The following is a 13794-nucleotide window of genomic DNA, read 5'->3' on the forward strand; positions in this document are numbered from 1 at the left end:
ATCAGCGCGCAAGTTGAATTTGTAAGATATGGCTTACAGAACTTTGTAAGTTGTTGAGATAAGGTTGGTTTTAGCAAAAGCGGATGCAAGAAAAGTCCGAGTAAAAATTCCCGTTCAACACGCAAGTGCAAGAAAAATCTGTTGAGAGCGATTCGTAATTTTGCGGTAAGCTGCTGATCGGTAGCCAGTTTGCTGTGATCCTTCGGGTGGGGTAGGTCTGGGATATACAGCGAAGTGATATATCGCATCTGCAATTTAATACGCTGTTATGTGTGATCGGGGGAATAAGTGATGTGGTTGCTTTGTCTGGCGGGATTCTTGATTTCAGTTTGGGCCGCGTTTTTTGGCGGTGCCGAAAAGCTAGAAGGCACGTTTCTAGGGTATTTCGAATTCGGCCATTTCGCAGATAAAGCATCTTATATCCGCGCCGTGTCACTAATCAGTATGGCTCTGTTTGCTTTTGGTCTTTTCTATGAGGCAGCGGCATGATTGAGAGTTCTGTGTTTACACATAACAAGCGGCGGCAGGCGGATCAAATTTCCGCTCGTTCCTCACTCCAATTTGCCCGCTGCGCCGGGCGTTATGTGGCACACACAGGAGGATACACCTAATGTCGGCGAACACGATTTCATGGTCGGTCTATTCGATATTTGCCACCGCCGCCCTGTACCTTAACTGGCATCCTGATATTTTCTCATTCACTGGTAACTTGGGAATTTTAAAGCTTGTCGTCTGGGTGGCATTCGCAGCATTTCTAGCATATAGCGTTTACTGTAGTTTTCAGGAAAACATATTTCGTACCATTCGCAAGATTGCGGAGTTTCACTGGGGTAAGCAGATAGGAATAGATCTTTATCTTGGGCTTTTTATGTTTCAGGTCTTCATCTACTTACACGAAGGTTCCCTTGCAGCAGTTCTTTGGCTTGTTCCAACGATTTTGTTTGCTAATCTTTCCGCTTTGCTCTATCTCGGCATTCATTTTGATTCGATTGCATCAAAGTTGCTCGGGCTATAGGGCATGCCACATAACAAGGCCATTAAGGTTGTTCCGGGCCTTTGGCCCTCCACCGGACGCCCTTGTCAGGGCGCCGCTTATGGCTGGCTTTAGGTTTCAATGAATCCTGACATGAGTACAAGAAAGGCTTTCATTGAGGCTATCCATAAAGGCAGAAAAAATAGAGCACGCATAATCTGCAGGCAAGGAAAGTCTCACAGCCCCGTTATAGCGTCCAGCAATCCAGGGTAGACCGCATTGGTTGCCTTGGTGACTTCCGCGAAATTGGCCTTGTCGCTATGTTCTGCTCTGAGCCAGGCAGCCATATCGTTTAGGCTGTGGAAGGAAAGGTCCGAGGTTTGGCGTCGGTAGGCGTCACCGCCAGAGATATCGTCGGCCACCTTGTTGCCCGCGGTCTTGCCCGCCATAGAGCCGAAGATACTACCGATCAATGCACCGCCGGGAACGTTTTCCAAGGCTCTCTGGGCAGCATAGTTGCCGGCCGCGGCGCCTACAGCGGAACCAGCAGCGCTGCCCATCTGGTTGTTGATCGCTTTGTTGACCCACTCGGCGACGACACCGTCTGAGGTGTAGGGGCTTAGGTAGCGACCGGAGTTATTCCGAATGATGGGGGTGTCCGCGGGCGTTCTTTCAGAGGTATTTTCTGTGGCGACGGCGGGCTTTGCCTCATTGGCGCGCTGCATCAACTTTTCACGTTGTACGCGCTTGGCAATCCATTGTTTTCGCTCTTCCATCAATTGCGGGTGCTGTTCCCATGCTTGTGTCTCGGACATGGGTTTTCTTCCCAGAATTTCCAGTGCTGCCTCACTCTGAGCTACCGCTTCTTCAAGTCCAGGTGCGTCACGACGCCATACGATATACATTTCAATCACGTCCGCCGGGAGCCTGCCTTGCTTATCTCGCAGGGTGGGGTCGGCGCCGTTTTCCAGTAGCGCCTCAACCGCTTCAGAAGATCGCGCAATATGCAGTGCCGTTTGACCTTGAATTCTGCCGCTTTTCGTAACGGGTTTGTTGGGATCGGCTCCGTCGGCGAGTAATGCTCGTATTATTTTTTCCCGCTCGGGAGCATGACTTAAAGAGGCGAACATCAGGGGAGTAAGACCGGTGCGCCCTTTGCCATTGGGGTTGCCGCCCTGGCTGAGGCTCTGCTGGACGGCGGGAAGATCGTTCTGTATTACTGCATTTTGCAGTTCATATGTAGCATATGAAGTGCAACCGGATAACAGTCCATGCAGGCATGTAATTATTAGAATGCCGGGTAACGTAAAATATATTCGAGCATTCCTCAGTGCGCGGGCTAATCTGATCGTTAATATCATACTGTAACTCCCCCAAAGCGAGTTGAAATATTTAAAAATTTGCATTCCGGTTACTGACCAGAAATGGCGTCCAGCAATCCTGGATAGACCGCGTTGGCGGCTTTGCTAACTTCCGCGAAATTAGCCTTGTCGCCATGCTCTTCCCTCAACCAGGTGGCCATATCCCGTAAGCTGTGGAAGGAAAGATCCGAGGTCTGGCGGCGGTAGGTGTCACCGCCAGAGACATCGTCTGCCATCTTGGTGCCCACGGCCTTGCCCGCTTTGGAGCCCAGGAAGCCACCAATCAAACTGCCTCCGGGCACGCTCTCCAGCGCCTTGTTGGCTGCGTAGGCCCCGGCGGCGCCGCCCACGGCGGAGCCGGTAGCACTACCCATCTGGTTGTTGATGGCCTTGTTGACCCACTCGGCCACCACCCCATCGGAGGTGTAGGGGCTCAGGTACTGACCGCTGTTGTCCTGTATCACCAGTGACTGAATGGTTTTTTGTTGTTGTGCTTGATTAAAGGCCTGCCATTGTTCACGAGTGATGCTGCCCCGCGTCATTGTGACCTGGTGGGGCTGGCGGGCTTCCTTTCTCTGCAGTACCAGTGTCACCGGGTGGCCCTTCTTACCGCGAATCAGCTCCATGGTGTCGCCCAGGCTGAGGCCGTCCAGATCCAGAATGTCATCGCCACCATTCGTCGCCACACCGATAAGAAAATCACCCTCCTGAATCTGTTTGCTACGTGCTGCTGGCCCTTGCGGAACCAGCGCTATCACTACCGGGGCGCCGCTTTCCTGCTTCCATTTGATGCCGATGGTGCCGTTGGCGGTGAGCGTTTCCATGGCCCGGGATTTCGCCTGCTCCGGGTAATACTGAGCCATCAGGCCTGGCCATTTTTCCCATGACTGTTCTTCGGTGATGGGTGTGCGGCCGTAGGCTTGCAGTGTGGCTTCAAGGCGGGGGATATGTTGCACGTAGTATCTGTCATCGGATTTCGCAGCTTTCGAGCGCATTTTTATCAAGTCGAATTCCACATAGTCGGCAGCTTGATAGCCTCGCTCATTAGTCTGCTCAGGGTCTGCGCCGTATTCGAGAAGAAGGGTCACCATCTCCGGTGATTCCGCATAATGCAGAGGGGTCAGCCACTTGCGGCTGGGAAGATTTGGATCGGCGCCAGCCTCGAGCAAGGCGTAAACCAGCTCGTCTTTGCCCCACTTGAGGGCCCCGCAAAGATGCGTTGTGCCGTAGGCATCGGTGCCATTCGGGTCGGCACCGTTGTCCAGGCGCTGCTGTACAGCAGCTAAATCCCCGTCGTGGATCAAGGTAAACCATTCTTTTGTACAGCCGGAAAGCAGCATGATGAAAATCAGCAGACAGAAAGAGCGGTACATATATTGATCCTGTTTTTATGACTGGGGTTTGTGTATCGAATGTGGCTGAACACCGCCATCCCAGGCGGGAACTACAGCGGCGCTGCGATGAACCTATTGATGATTCAGAAGCCTCTGATGGCATCCAGTCGGTGGATCCCCTCCCCCTTTTTCACTGAATGGTGACATTAAAAGCTATTTTACAAATCGAGTTTGGCAGGGTGCCGGGGCATTCGCATCCCTCATTTGGGGTACGTTGCTGTCTTTGTGCGGCTCCCGTTGTATACCTCATCGGCCTCTTTTGTGGTTCTGCAGAAATATATGCATGTCCCGCATTGGCGCCTTGCCGAATTAGCGGAAGGCATCACGGATTGGCTGGCTATCCGGATGCTATACCGGTGGTAGCTTGAAAGGCCGTGGGCGTGGGGGACTCCATCCGCCTCCCATGGGTTGATAGGAAACCCCAGGGATATGGGGAAAACGGGTACAAGGAGCGACCAATGCGAAGCGTACTGTTGTTGATAACGGCGATAATACTGTCCGCCTGCCACCACCCAGGCCGCAGTTATGAAGTGAGATATCTGGAGCCTACCGCTCGCCAGCAGCTTTTCATGCGCGATGAGGGGGAGATGGCAGGTATAGATGTGCTCTGCGGAGTGAATGTGTCTGGCCTTCCTGGGCAGACGTATCCCGGGCTGACGGAACCCACGGCGGCGGTCGTCGGTTATGAAAGCACGGATCTTCCCAAAAGCGCTCGACCGCGCTGCCGGGTTGATGTGAACGTGGAACACCATGCGTGGCTGTTGTTTGATTTAAGCGAAATCACGCGGGATGGCCAGCCCCGTACCTTGATTAAGGTAACGCTCAGTGGCGAGGCGCACCCTGATACTGATAACGCCAATTGCCAGGCCGACACTCCCTTTATTGCCTGGCTGAATTTTGCGCCGCCGTCGGTAGTCGTGCCGACAATGGAGGATGGCACACCCCACAGTGGGATAGAGGCCCCCTCGGCCATCATTGATGATGAACATCTGAGCTTTCGTGAATACCATGAGCGGCTCTCCGCTGCCGGACAATTCACCCAGGGGAGGCATGGAAGCGCGCCTAACTTTGTTTATACGTTGAGTGACCGGGAAGTGGCGAGACTGGCTGACACCTTCGCCACCGAGGAATGGATTGCTCCCGACCCTTACCATGCAGTTCTGGTCAGCGTGGAAAACCCCGCCCCGGGGCGTGATAGTTACTGCCTGGAAGAGCTGGAAAATTTGAAGCTGACGCTTATTTTTCTGAAATGGAATAGACGATAAAAAGGGGAATCCGGTAAATGCAGGGCAGCCTGTCTTTCTTTTGTTCTTGACGTTGTCCGGGGCTATGGCCAGTGCTTTACTGGATTCACCGATTGAAAAAGTTTCTTGGTCCATGCTGAAGGGTGGGGCAGCGCGGGAGACGAAATGGGGTAGTGAGGTAATGGACAACAGCGGCGCAGTGGATTCGGTGAACACGGGGCTGGGCAAAACCTGGGGTCTGACTGTCGGTTTGTCAGGTTTCTTTATTTTGATGCTTTCTTTGGTAGTGCCATTAGGGGAAGCCATCGGGCGGTCAGTCATCATCCTGATTCCCGTTTTCTGGCTGGCGCGCCTGGGGATCGCGCACCGGTCAGGCTGTATGACTCGCCGTTTTAATTTCCTTAACAATGCAGGCATTGAGCCTGCGTTGGTTGTTTGGAAAGCTCGAGTGGTAAACCGGTCTTCTGACCGCTGGTCTTACTGGAGCAACTGGATTCGTGAATCGTTCATGTGTCTGGTGCTTTGGTTCCTTCTCGGCCCGGCGGCACTGTCTCCGCTGGCATCCCTTTTTGGGGTGGTCTAGCAAGGCTATTGCATTGAGGTGCTTTCCGGATAAACAGGTTATTGGCTCCCCCCGACCTGTCTTCCTGATCTTCCCGGTGGAACCATGAGTCAAGCCCAAGATCAATCCCTGCCCGAAGGAGAGGCCATGAAAGCGGTTGTCTGTCATCACGGAGATTTTCAGGTTCAGGATGTGGCTGAGCCGGAGCCCGGCAAGGGCCAGATCCTGCTGAACGTGTTGCGCTGTGGTATCTGCGGGTCGGACCTGCATGCCCGGCATCATGCGGATGAGCTGGCGGAGGCCACCGAGCGCGTTGGCTATCCGCATATCATGCGCAGTCATGAGCATGTGGTGCTGGGGCATGAGTTTGTGGGGGAGATTGCAGACTACGGTGCAAAAACGCACCGTCGCTGGAAGCCAGGAAAACGTGTTGTGGCCATGCCCATGCGTCGCAATAACGGGGTGGCACACCTGACAGGTTTGTCTACTCAGGCGCCCGGCGCCTATGCCGAGCGTGTGCTGGTGGAAGAGTCGCTGGCCTTTCCGGTAACCAACGGCATTTCTGATGACCACGCTGCTTTGACCGAACCCATGGCGGTGTCTCTGCATGCGGTGAATCGGTCCGAGATCCGCCGTCGTGACACGGCGATTGTGATCGGTTGTGGGCCGATCGGTCTGGGCGTGATTGCCATGCTCAAGGCCAAGGGGGTGCGTCATATCGTTGCCAGCGATTACTCGCCGACGCGGCGCAACCTGGCCAAGGCCATGGGGGCTCATGTGGTGGTAGACCCGTCACAAGGCAGTCCTTATGAAGGCCTGGAGAAACGGGGGTTTGTGGTGAACGCACCGCAGCTGTTCGACATGGCCCTGGATGGCATGGCGATGCTGCGCATGACGCCGTTGCCCTGGGAGCCCCTGTGGCGAGCGGCGGAAGTGGCCGGGGTGACCAATCCGAAGCGGCCGGTGATTTTCGAGTGCGTCGGTATTCCTGGGATGATCGAGAGCATCGTCGCGGATGCGCCGTTGCGTTCCTGCATTGTAGTGGTGGGCGTCTGCATGAAGCGGGACCACTTTTTCCCGGTGAATGCCATCAACAAGGAAATCGATCTGCGTTTTACCCTGGGCTACATGCCCATCGAATTCCGCGATGCGTTACACATGATTGCCGAAGGCAAAGTGAATGTGGGGCCGATGATTACCGGCACGGTGGGATTGTCCGGAGTAGACGACGCCTTTGCCGCGTTGGGTAATCCGGAGCAGCACGCCAAGATCCTGATTGATCCGGGCCAACTGTGAATCATCAGCGAGGGCCACGATCCGTTACCCCCTTCCATAGGCAATAGGGCGGGGGGCAAGCAATCTGTGCCATTACCTCACAGGTAATGGTATACCAGCGTAAAACCGATAAAATCATCGTTTTCTCGGCGTCTGGGAGGTGAGGTTCATGATCTTTTTTCGCAGTTTGCTTGTCGCCATGCTCGTGATTCTGTCCGCGTACACCGCGGTTGTGGTGGGGAATCACGGAATGAATTTGCTGACGGTCTTCTTCGCCGATATGGCGGCGATAGAGTGGCCCGGCCAATTCAACCTGGATTTCATGTTCATGCTGGCGCTTTCGGCACTCTGGGTGCTGTGGCGGCAGGGGATATCCCTTTCCGGGATCGGGCTGGCGCTGTGCGCGTTTTTCGGGGGAGCTCTGTTCCTCTCCTGCTATCTGCTGGTGCTCAGTGTGCAGACAAACGGGGATGTCCGGAAAATGCTGCTTGGCAGGCATATGCCCGCTCATTCATGAGCGGGTATCTCGGTGGCATGAGAATGCGGCTGCCTTGTCGGTTTGATCGGGGCTAAGCCTAAGCCACCCGGCTGTTGCCCCGAATCATATCCACTGCTTTTTCCGCAATCATCATTGCCGGCGCATTGGTGTTGCCGCCGATCAGAGTGGGCATGATGGACGCATCGATGACGCGCAGGCCTTCCACGCCGTGAACGCGTAATTGCGGGTCGACCACGGCGTGTTCATCGGTGCCCATCTTGCAGGAACCCACCGGGTGGTAAACGGTATCAGCGCGTTGGCGGATCACGTCGCGGATGTCGTCGTCCGTTTTCACGTTTGCGGTGAACATGTCTTTTTTCATCCACCGTTTGAGTGACGGCGCTTCCATGATTTTCTGCGTGATCTTGTATCCCTGCACCATGTCTTCCAGATCCTGAGGATCTTCCAGGAACGCCGGGTCGATCAGGGGCAGATCGTCCGGGTTGGCGCTGGCCAGTTGCACACTGCCGCGGCTACGGGGGCGCAGCAGGCAAACGTGGCAGGAGTAGCCCTGGGTGAAATGCATTTTGCGGCCGTGATCATCCACCAGGGCGGTGACCATGTGCAGCTGCAGGTCTGGCGCAGAGAGATCCGGCTGTGTTTTCAGGAAGGCACCGGCTTCCGCAAAATTGGACGTCCATAGTCCGCGCCGTTCCTTGCGGTAGGTGCCCATGGCCATCATGGCACGCCACATGCCCCCCGGCGACAAGCCAAAGGTGGCCGGGCTGTCAGTGGTGTAGCCGAAAATGAAATCCGGGTGATCCTGCAGGTTCTTGCCCACGCCGGGCAGATGGTGGACCACGGGTATGCCATGTTTTTTCAGTTCGTCGGAGTCGCCGACACCGGAGAGCATCAGAAGCTGGGGTGACTGGAAGGCCCCGGCCGACAACAGCACTTCCTTGTTGGCCTTCACGGTACGTACCTGTTTGCCTTGCTTGAATTCCACGCCGACGGCACGTTTGCCTTCGAAGACAATACGCTGAACCTGGGCATTGGTTTCCACGGTCAGGTTGCTGCGATCCATATGGGGGAACAGGTAAGCCAGTGCGCTACTCCAACGCTCGCCATCCTTCTGAGTGACCTGAAAGACACCGGCGCCTTCCTGCTCGGCGCCGTTGAAATCGTCGGTGATGGGGATGTCACATTCTCTGGCGGCATCCAGGAAGTAATCCTGGAAGGGGTTGCCGGTGCGGCTGTCGCTGACCCAGAGTGGTCCGTCGGTGCCGTGGTATTCGTTATCGAGACGCTCGTTGTGTTCATTGAGCCGGAAGTAGGGCAGTACATCGTTGTAGGACCAGCCATCATTACCCAGTGCGGCCCAGTGGTCGTAGTCCTCGCGGTGGCCACGGATATACACCATGGCATTGATGGCTGACGATCCGCCCAGGCACTTGCCGCGGGGCTGGAAGCCCTGGCGGCCGTTCAGGCCTTTCTGCGGCACAGTTTCCATGACCCAGTTGTTGATGGGTTTGGAGAGCATGGCCACGGCGCCGGAGGGCACATTGACCAGCAGCCCATCACCCTGGCCCCCGGCCTCCAGCAGACAGACGCGGGTATCAGGGTCTTCACTCAGTCGCCCGGCCAGGGCGCACCCTGCGGATCCCCCACCGATAATGAGATAGTCAAAGTCGTTTTCCATGGCTGGGTCCCTTTTTCTTGTCTGTTATTGCCGGTGAGGCTCGGCAGAGGCATTGGCTCCGGCAAGCGTTCGCTGGTGGGGGGGCTGGTGCCGATATCCATCACAACGTCAGTGAAACAGATTATCACCGGGTTTTTATGGTGGTAAGTACTGTTTGTGTGACCGACAGGGCGCTCCTGAGACCTTTTCCATACAAACCCAGACAGTAAAAAAATCACCCTGATTAGGCCATTGCCAATGCTGATTTTCGGCCTGCTGAATCAGGCCTCACGCGGCTTTAACGGCTACTGGTGCCTGATGAGTAATAGCTTTCGCGATGCAAGTTTTAGCATCGTGCCAAGGGTCACTGCGTATGTTTAGATGAGGCGCCTGTTTTCCCGGCATGCGATCAGTGTGCCCGAGGGCATTATTATGACTGGAGATTACAATGAATAAGCTGTCTGCAGCGCTACGTCTGGTAACAGATAATACCCGCGTAAAGCCCATGTTGGTGCCGACGCGAAGGAGTATCCGGTTTAACGTGGATCCCAAACGGATTTCAGATTGGCACACTCCGGGCGGGCCCGTGCTGACGGCGTTTCTGAACACCTTCTCCACCATCCTGCCAGTGGGTGAGCGCTTTTTTATCGACAGTGTGCGCGCCTACCGGGATCAGATCACCGATCCCGAGCTGAAGAAGGCGGTGACCGCGTTCATCGGTCAGGAGGCCATGCATGGCCGGGAGCATGAAGAATATAACGATGCCCTGTTTGCGGTGTCTTCGGTGGCGCCCAAATTCGAGCGTTTTGTGGAAGGCGTACTCAAGACCTTCAATAAGTACAGTGCGCCGGTGTCCCTGAGTGGCACTATTGCCCTGGAGCATTTCACCGGCCTGCTCGCGGATAGCGTGTTGAGTGATCCTCGCGTGGTGGAAGGGGCCGACCCGGCCTATGCCGCGTTGTGGCGTTGGCATGCGCTGGAAGAAACCGAGCACAAGGCGGTGGCCTTTGATGTCTGGACGGCGGTCATGGGTAAAGGCGTGGGAGCCTACGGGCTGCGCTGTTTCGGGCTGGGTCTGGCGACGGTGGTGTTCTGGGGGCTGGTGATTCCGGTCTTCCTTGAAGTGTTGCGCGAGCAGGGCAAGCTGACGGACTGGAAGGGCTGGCAGAAGTTTTTCCATTACACCTTCGGTGATATCGGCATGCTGCGTAAGCAGATTGGCAACTACCTGGACTACTTCCGCCCGGGTTTCCATCCCTGGGATCACGACAACCGTGAGTTGCTGCTGCAGATCGACAGTTTTTTGGCTGAGCAGGAAGTGGCTGCCTCCGCCTGATATTCCCCCTTTGTTCCTTCAAGGCTGGCATCCTGGTCTGCATGACCGGGTTGCCAGCCGACCTCTGACCTTCCCGTTTCTCACCGGTGATCACGTTTCAGTAGCCCGGTGATGATAATGCGGCGTGCTGTTTCCTTCCTTCTTTCCTTCCTGCGGCGCTTTGCGCGGATGTTGCATACAGAAAAAATCTGCGTTTCAGTGACAGATGAGAGCCCATGAGAATGCGGCTTGCGTGTTGGTTCGTTCGTTGTCGCCTGGCGCGCCTTGTGGGGTGCCGGGCAGGCGGGAGTGCAGATGGCGCGCGTGAGCACAGCGTTGGTAGTTTTGGCGGCCCTGTGCTGGGGGCTGTCAGGTGGCATCGGCGGGATGCTGATGACCGAAGGCTGGGGGGCGTACCTGGTGTCGTTCTACCGGGGCGCGATTGGCTTGGTCCTCGTGCTGATCTGGCTGATGTTGCAGCCGGTAGGCCATGGCCTGACGAGCCAGCGGCTATGGTGCTGGTCTGTGGTTGCCGGTCTGGGTGTGGCGGGTAATTTCGCATTCTATTTTCTCAGCATTTCCCAGGGCAGTGTGGCGGTGGCAGCCACGCTGATGTATTGCGCCCCGGTATTCGTCTACCTGGTGTCGTTTGCCTTGAGACTTGAGCAACCCTCTGTAATGAAGTGGACCGCCATTGCGGTGGTGATGCTGGGTATCGTTTTGCTTACCCGCGTTTATGACATGGAGGCGCAAGGGGTGACGGCGATCGGTGTTGCAGCCGGTTTGTTGGCCGGGGTCTGCTATGCCGTATTCATTTTCGGATTCAAGTATGCCGCACCCCATGGCAGCCCCCAGGCGATTCTGTTCATCGCATTTTCAGTACTGGTCATGATGCTGGTGTGGCCAGCGGATGTGGGGCAGATTATGGCTGCCGCCAATTCATCGGATTGGCCACTATTTGTCGGTCTGGGTGTTCTGGGCGCCGGGTTATCGTTTGTGCTTTATGTGGTCGGTCTCAGGAATGTGGCTCCAGCCGTGGCGTCTATCGTGGCCATGGTTGAGCCGGTGACCGCGTCGTTATTCGGTGTGTGGATATTGCATGAGAGCCTGGCCGGCTCTCAGGTGCTTGGCATCATATTAATACTGGTGGCGGTGACGGCACTGAGCGTGTATTCCGGTCCGGGCCGCCTCCCGGCCCGCTGGGGGGTTCACTGAGCAGACGGGCTTAGGCCCGGTGCTTGTTTTCTCTGGTACGAAACGGCGCCACCTTTCTGTCGTTGTCCCTGTCTGCTATGGCGTGGTCGTCTGCAGAGCGATCCTTGCGCGACAGATAATCTGCTGGCGGTGTTTCAAACAGGCTCTGATAGCTCAGGTTGACGATGGATTCCGAGGTCTTTGGCAGCAGGTAATACATGGCCAGGGCGCCCTTGCCGAAGATGCCCAGCTTGCGTTTGTTCTGGGTGATGATCACATCCAGCAACCAGTTCACCGCCGTATCCGGCGACATGACCGGCAGGTAGTCATAGATTTTGGTGGGCGCAATCATTGGCGTGCGCACCAGCGGATAGTTGATGGAAGAAAAGCGCAGGTTGGTATGGGCATATTCATTGGCAGCGACCCAGGTCCAGCCTTCCAGTGCCCACTTGGAACCCAGGTAGGCGGAAAAGCGGGCCGGGTTGGCCTGCACGCCCATGGTGGACACATTGATGATGTGGCCTTCATCGCGGGCTTCCATACCCGGTAACAGGTTCATGGCCAGACGCAAAGCCGCAAAATAATTGAGCTGCATGGTGCGCTCGTAATCATGGAAACGGTTCACCGTAAATTTGATCGAGCGGCGAATGGAGCGGCCGGCGTTGTTGATCAGAATATCTACCCGCCCATGATCCGCCAGAGCCTGCTGGCAGATGCGGTCGCACTCTTCCAGGTCGGTCAGGTCGCCAGGATAAATGCAGGCTTTGCCGCCACGTTTTTTTATTTTGCTGGCAATGGCTTCCAGTTTTTCTGCATTGCGCGCCACCAGTAACAGGGTGGCACCAGCATCGGCCAGTTTCTCGGCCACGCCTTCGCCAATGCCGGAACTGGCACCGGTGAGCAGCACCACCTTGCCTTGCACACGGTCTCGCAGGGCCTGCCTCGGCGCCAACAGGCTTTTGGCGTTCCAGGCCCAGTGATGACGGAAGCGGCTGAAGTAGGTGCTGACTTTGGGGCGTCTGAACTGGATATCGTTGCTCATACGGGTCTCACGACTTGCGCTAAGGGGTATTCGTGCAGTCATTCTAATCTGAGCATATACTCGGAAAAACTCGGATTTGCTGACTGGAACAGGCCCGTCAATCATGCGCACAGGAAAGTGGCAAGCTACTGATTTTAAAATGAAAAAAGAACCGAAGCAGGTGCGCTCGAAGGCATCGGTGGCCGCCATGGTGGGCGCCTGTGCTCGGATTATGGAGCGTCATGGTTATGCGGGGCTGAGCACCAATGCGATCGCCGAGGTAGCCGGGGTCAGCATCGGTTCGGTATATGAGTATTTCCCTGGCAAGGAAGCCGTGGTGGCACGCCTTACGGAAGAGCTGCTGTCGGAAACCACGTCCCTGCTGCAAAACCGCCTGGACCTGACCGATAACCGTAACGACCTGCATGTGGCCATGCGTCATTTTCTGGGCGCGCTGTATTCACTGATGCGCAGGCAGCGCAAGCTGTTGCGGGTGCTGGTGTTTCAGGTGCCGTATCTGCACCGGTTGCCGGCGACCCGGCAATTGCAGAAAGAATTACAGGAAGTGTTGCAGACCGGCGTGCAGAAAACCCGGCAGCAGTATCGGGTGAACGTGCACCCTTACTCGCTCTACCTGATGGCGACTTCAACCGCAGGAAGCTTGCTGCATCTGGTATTGATGGCACCGTCCGGGATGGATCAGGAGGCCGTGCTGGATATCTTGGCGTCAAAGTTGACTGCCTGGTTGATTCAGGATTGAGCCGGGGAGGGAGGGTCTGATGTGGATCAGGAGCAAGAAGGGCCAGCGGAACTGGCCCTTGATTCTTGAAGCGCTTACAGCTTCTTGAGCTTCTTCTTCAACTTCTTCAGCGTGTTTTCCTGCTTGGAGATTTTGGATTTGCTGTTCTTGATCGCTTTCTTCAGTTTTTTACGCTTGGACATGATCGCAGTTTCCTTTTTCTGGATAGTTGTAGCGGGCCGGGCAAGCAGGGCTAATTGCCGGACTGCTTTTCCTGGTCCTTGATAAAGCTGCGAATAAACCGGCGTACCTCGCGTGCAGCACTGGTATCTAGCTCCTCACAGAGTGAGACAAACCGAGCACGCTCTTCATCATTAATGCGAATGATCAGCTGGCTATTTTTCTTTGGCGTTTTGGTCTTCGACATATCGATAACCGTCATTAAGAAAATAGGGCAGCATGTTCGCCGGTTTAAGCGCGGCACTCAACAACCCTATCGGCTATCATATAGATAGTCAATGTATATACATTTTTCAGGAGACAGCCCCTGCCCGGCGATG

Annotated in this window: 14 protein-coding genes; 9 read left to right on the forward strand and 5 right to left on the reverse strand. The window is 55.6% G+C overall.

Annotation, left to right across the window (positions count from 1 at the left end; translation table 11 throughout):
- Window positions 1–288: 288 nt before the first annotated feature.
- Window positions 289–489, forward strand: a complete 201-nt coding sequence (locus ACMG4N_RS04145; RefSeq protein ID WP_290519017.1) for a hypothetical protein — start codon at window positions 289–291, stop codon at window positions 487–489.
- 121 nt (window positions 490–610) lie between these two features.
- Window positions 611–1015, forward strand: coding sequence for a hypothetical protein (locus ACMG4N_RS04150; protein WP_414432950.1), 405 nt, complete (start codon window positions 611–613; stop codon window positions 1013–1015).
- A 194-nt stretch (window positions 1016–1209) separates the two neighbouring features.
- Here ACMG4N_RS04150 and ACMG4N_RS04155 read toward each other — a convergent pair whose 3' ends face one another.
- Both ACMG4N_RS04155 and ACMG4N_RS04160 read right to left on the reverse strand, forming a co-directional pair.
- Window positions 1210–2379 (reverse strand): ankyrin repeat domain-containing protein, encoded by a 1170-nt coding sequence (locus ACMG4N_RS04155; protein ID WP_414432951.1) that lies wholly within the window; start codon window positions 2377–2379, stop codon window positions 1210–1212.
- A gap of 5 nt (window positions 2380–2384) precedes the next feature.
- A complete protein-coding gene (locus tag ACMG4N_RS04160; RefSeq protein WP_414432952.1) occupies window positions 2385–3707 on the reverse strand; it encodes an ankyrin repeat domain-containing protein in 1323 nt (440 codons plus the stop codon).
- Between the two features lie 479 nt (window positions 3708–4186).
- Between ACMG4N_RS04160 and ACMG4N_RS04165 the strand changes: the two genes are divergently transcribed.
- From ACMG4N_RS04165 to ACMG4N_RS04180, 4 genes are all read left to right on the forward strand, one after another.
- The gene (locus tag ACMG4N_RS04165; protein ID WP_414432953.1) at window positions 4187–4993 is read left to right on the forward strand and encodes a hypothetical protein; all 807 of its coding nucleotides are present in this window, start codon (window positions 4187–4189) and stop codon (window positions 4991–4993) included.
- A gap of 64 nt (window positions 4994–5057) precedes the next feature.
- Entirely contained in the window at window positions 5058–5555 is a 498-nt protein-coding gene (locus ACMG4N_RS04170; protein WP_414432954.1) for a hypothetical protein, read from the forward strand.
- Window positions 5556–5639: 84 nt separating this feature from the next.
- Complete coding sequence (locus tag ACMG4N_RS04175; RefSeq protein WP_414432955.1) at window positions 5640–6830, forward strand: zinc-binding dehydrogenase; 1191 nt, start codon at window positions 5640–5642, stop codon at window positions 6828–6830.
- Between the two features lie 148 nt (window positions 6831–6978).
- Window positions 6979–7326 (forward strand): hypothetical protein, encoded by a 348-nt coding sequence (locus ACMG4N_RS04180; protein WP_035245456.1) that lies wholly within the window; start codon window positions 6979–6981, stop codon window positions 7324–7326.
- Window positions 7327–7384: 58 nt separating this feature from the next.
- Here ACMG4N_RS04180 and ACMG4N_RS04185 read toward each other — a convergent pair whose 3' ends face one another.
- Window positions 7385–8986 carry a GMC family oxidoreductase gene (locus ACMG4N_RS04185; RefSeq protein WP_414432956.1) on the reverse strand — a complete coding sequence of 534 codons (1602 nt, stop codon included), beginning with the start codon at window positions 8984–8986 and terminating at the stop codon, window positions 7385–7387.
- A 427-nt stretch (window positions 8987–9413) separates the two neighbouring features.
- Here ACMG4N_RS04185 and ACMG4N_RS04190 point away from each other — a divergent pair, with 427 nt between their 5' ends.
- Together ACMG4N_RS04190 and ACMG4N_RS04195 are read left to right on the forward strand one after the other, a co-directional pair.
- On the forward strand, window positions 9414–10301 hold the full coding sequence (locus ACMG4N_RS04190) for a metal-dependent hydrolase (protein WP_414432957.1): 888 nt from the start codon (window positions 9414–9416) through the stop codon (window positions 10299–10301).
- A 294-nt stretch (window positions 10302–10595) separates the two neighbouring features.
- Complete coding sequence (locus tag ACMG4N_RS04195) at window positions 10596–11495, forward strand: DMT family transporter (protein WP_414432958.1); 900 nt, start codon at window positions 10596–10598, stop codon at window positions 11493–11495.
- A gap of 10 nt (window positions 11496–11505) precedes the next feature.
- Here ACMG4N_RS04195 and ACMG4N_RS04200 read toward each other — a convergent pair whose 3' ends face one another.
- On the reverse strand, window positions 11506–12516 hold the full coding sequence (locus tag ACMG4N_RS04200; RefSeq protein WP_414432959.1) for an SDR family NAD(P)-dependent oxidoreductase: 1011 nt from the start codon (window positions 12514–12516) through the stop codon (window positions 11506–11508).
- 139 nt (window positions 12517–12655) lie between these two features.
- On the opposite strand from ACMG4N_RS04200, the gene ACMG4N_RS04205 reads away from it, so the two are divergent.
- Complete coding sequence (locus ACMG4N_RS04205; RefSeq protein WP_297764864.1) at window positions 12656–13255, forward strand: TetR/AcrR family transcriptional regulator; 600 nt, start codon at window positions 12656–12658, stop codon at window positions 13253–13255.
- Between the two features lie 232 nt (window positions 13256–13487).
- On the opposite strand, the gene ACMG4N_RS04210 is transcribed toward ACMG4N_RS04205, so the two are convergent.
- A complete protein-coding gene (locus ACMG4N_RS04210; protein ID WP_198030612.1) occupies window positions 13488–13661 on the reverse strand; it encodes a hypothetical protein in 174 nt (57 codons plus the stop codon).
- Window positions 13662–13794 lie beyond the last annotated feature (133 nt).

The organism is Alcanivorax sp. IL2, from assembly GCF_047495475.1.
Lineage (GTDB): Bacteria > Pseudomonadota > Gammaproteobacteria > Pseudomonadales > Alcanivoracaceae > Alcanivorax.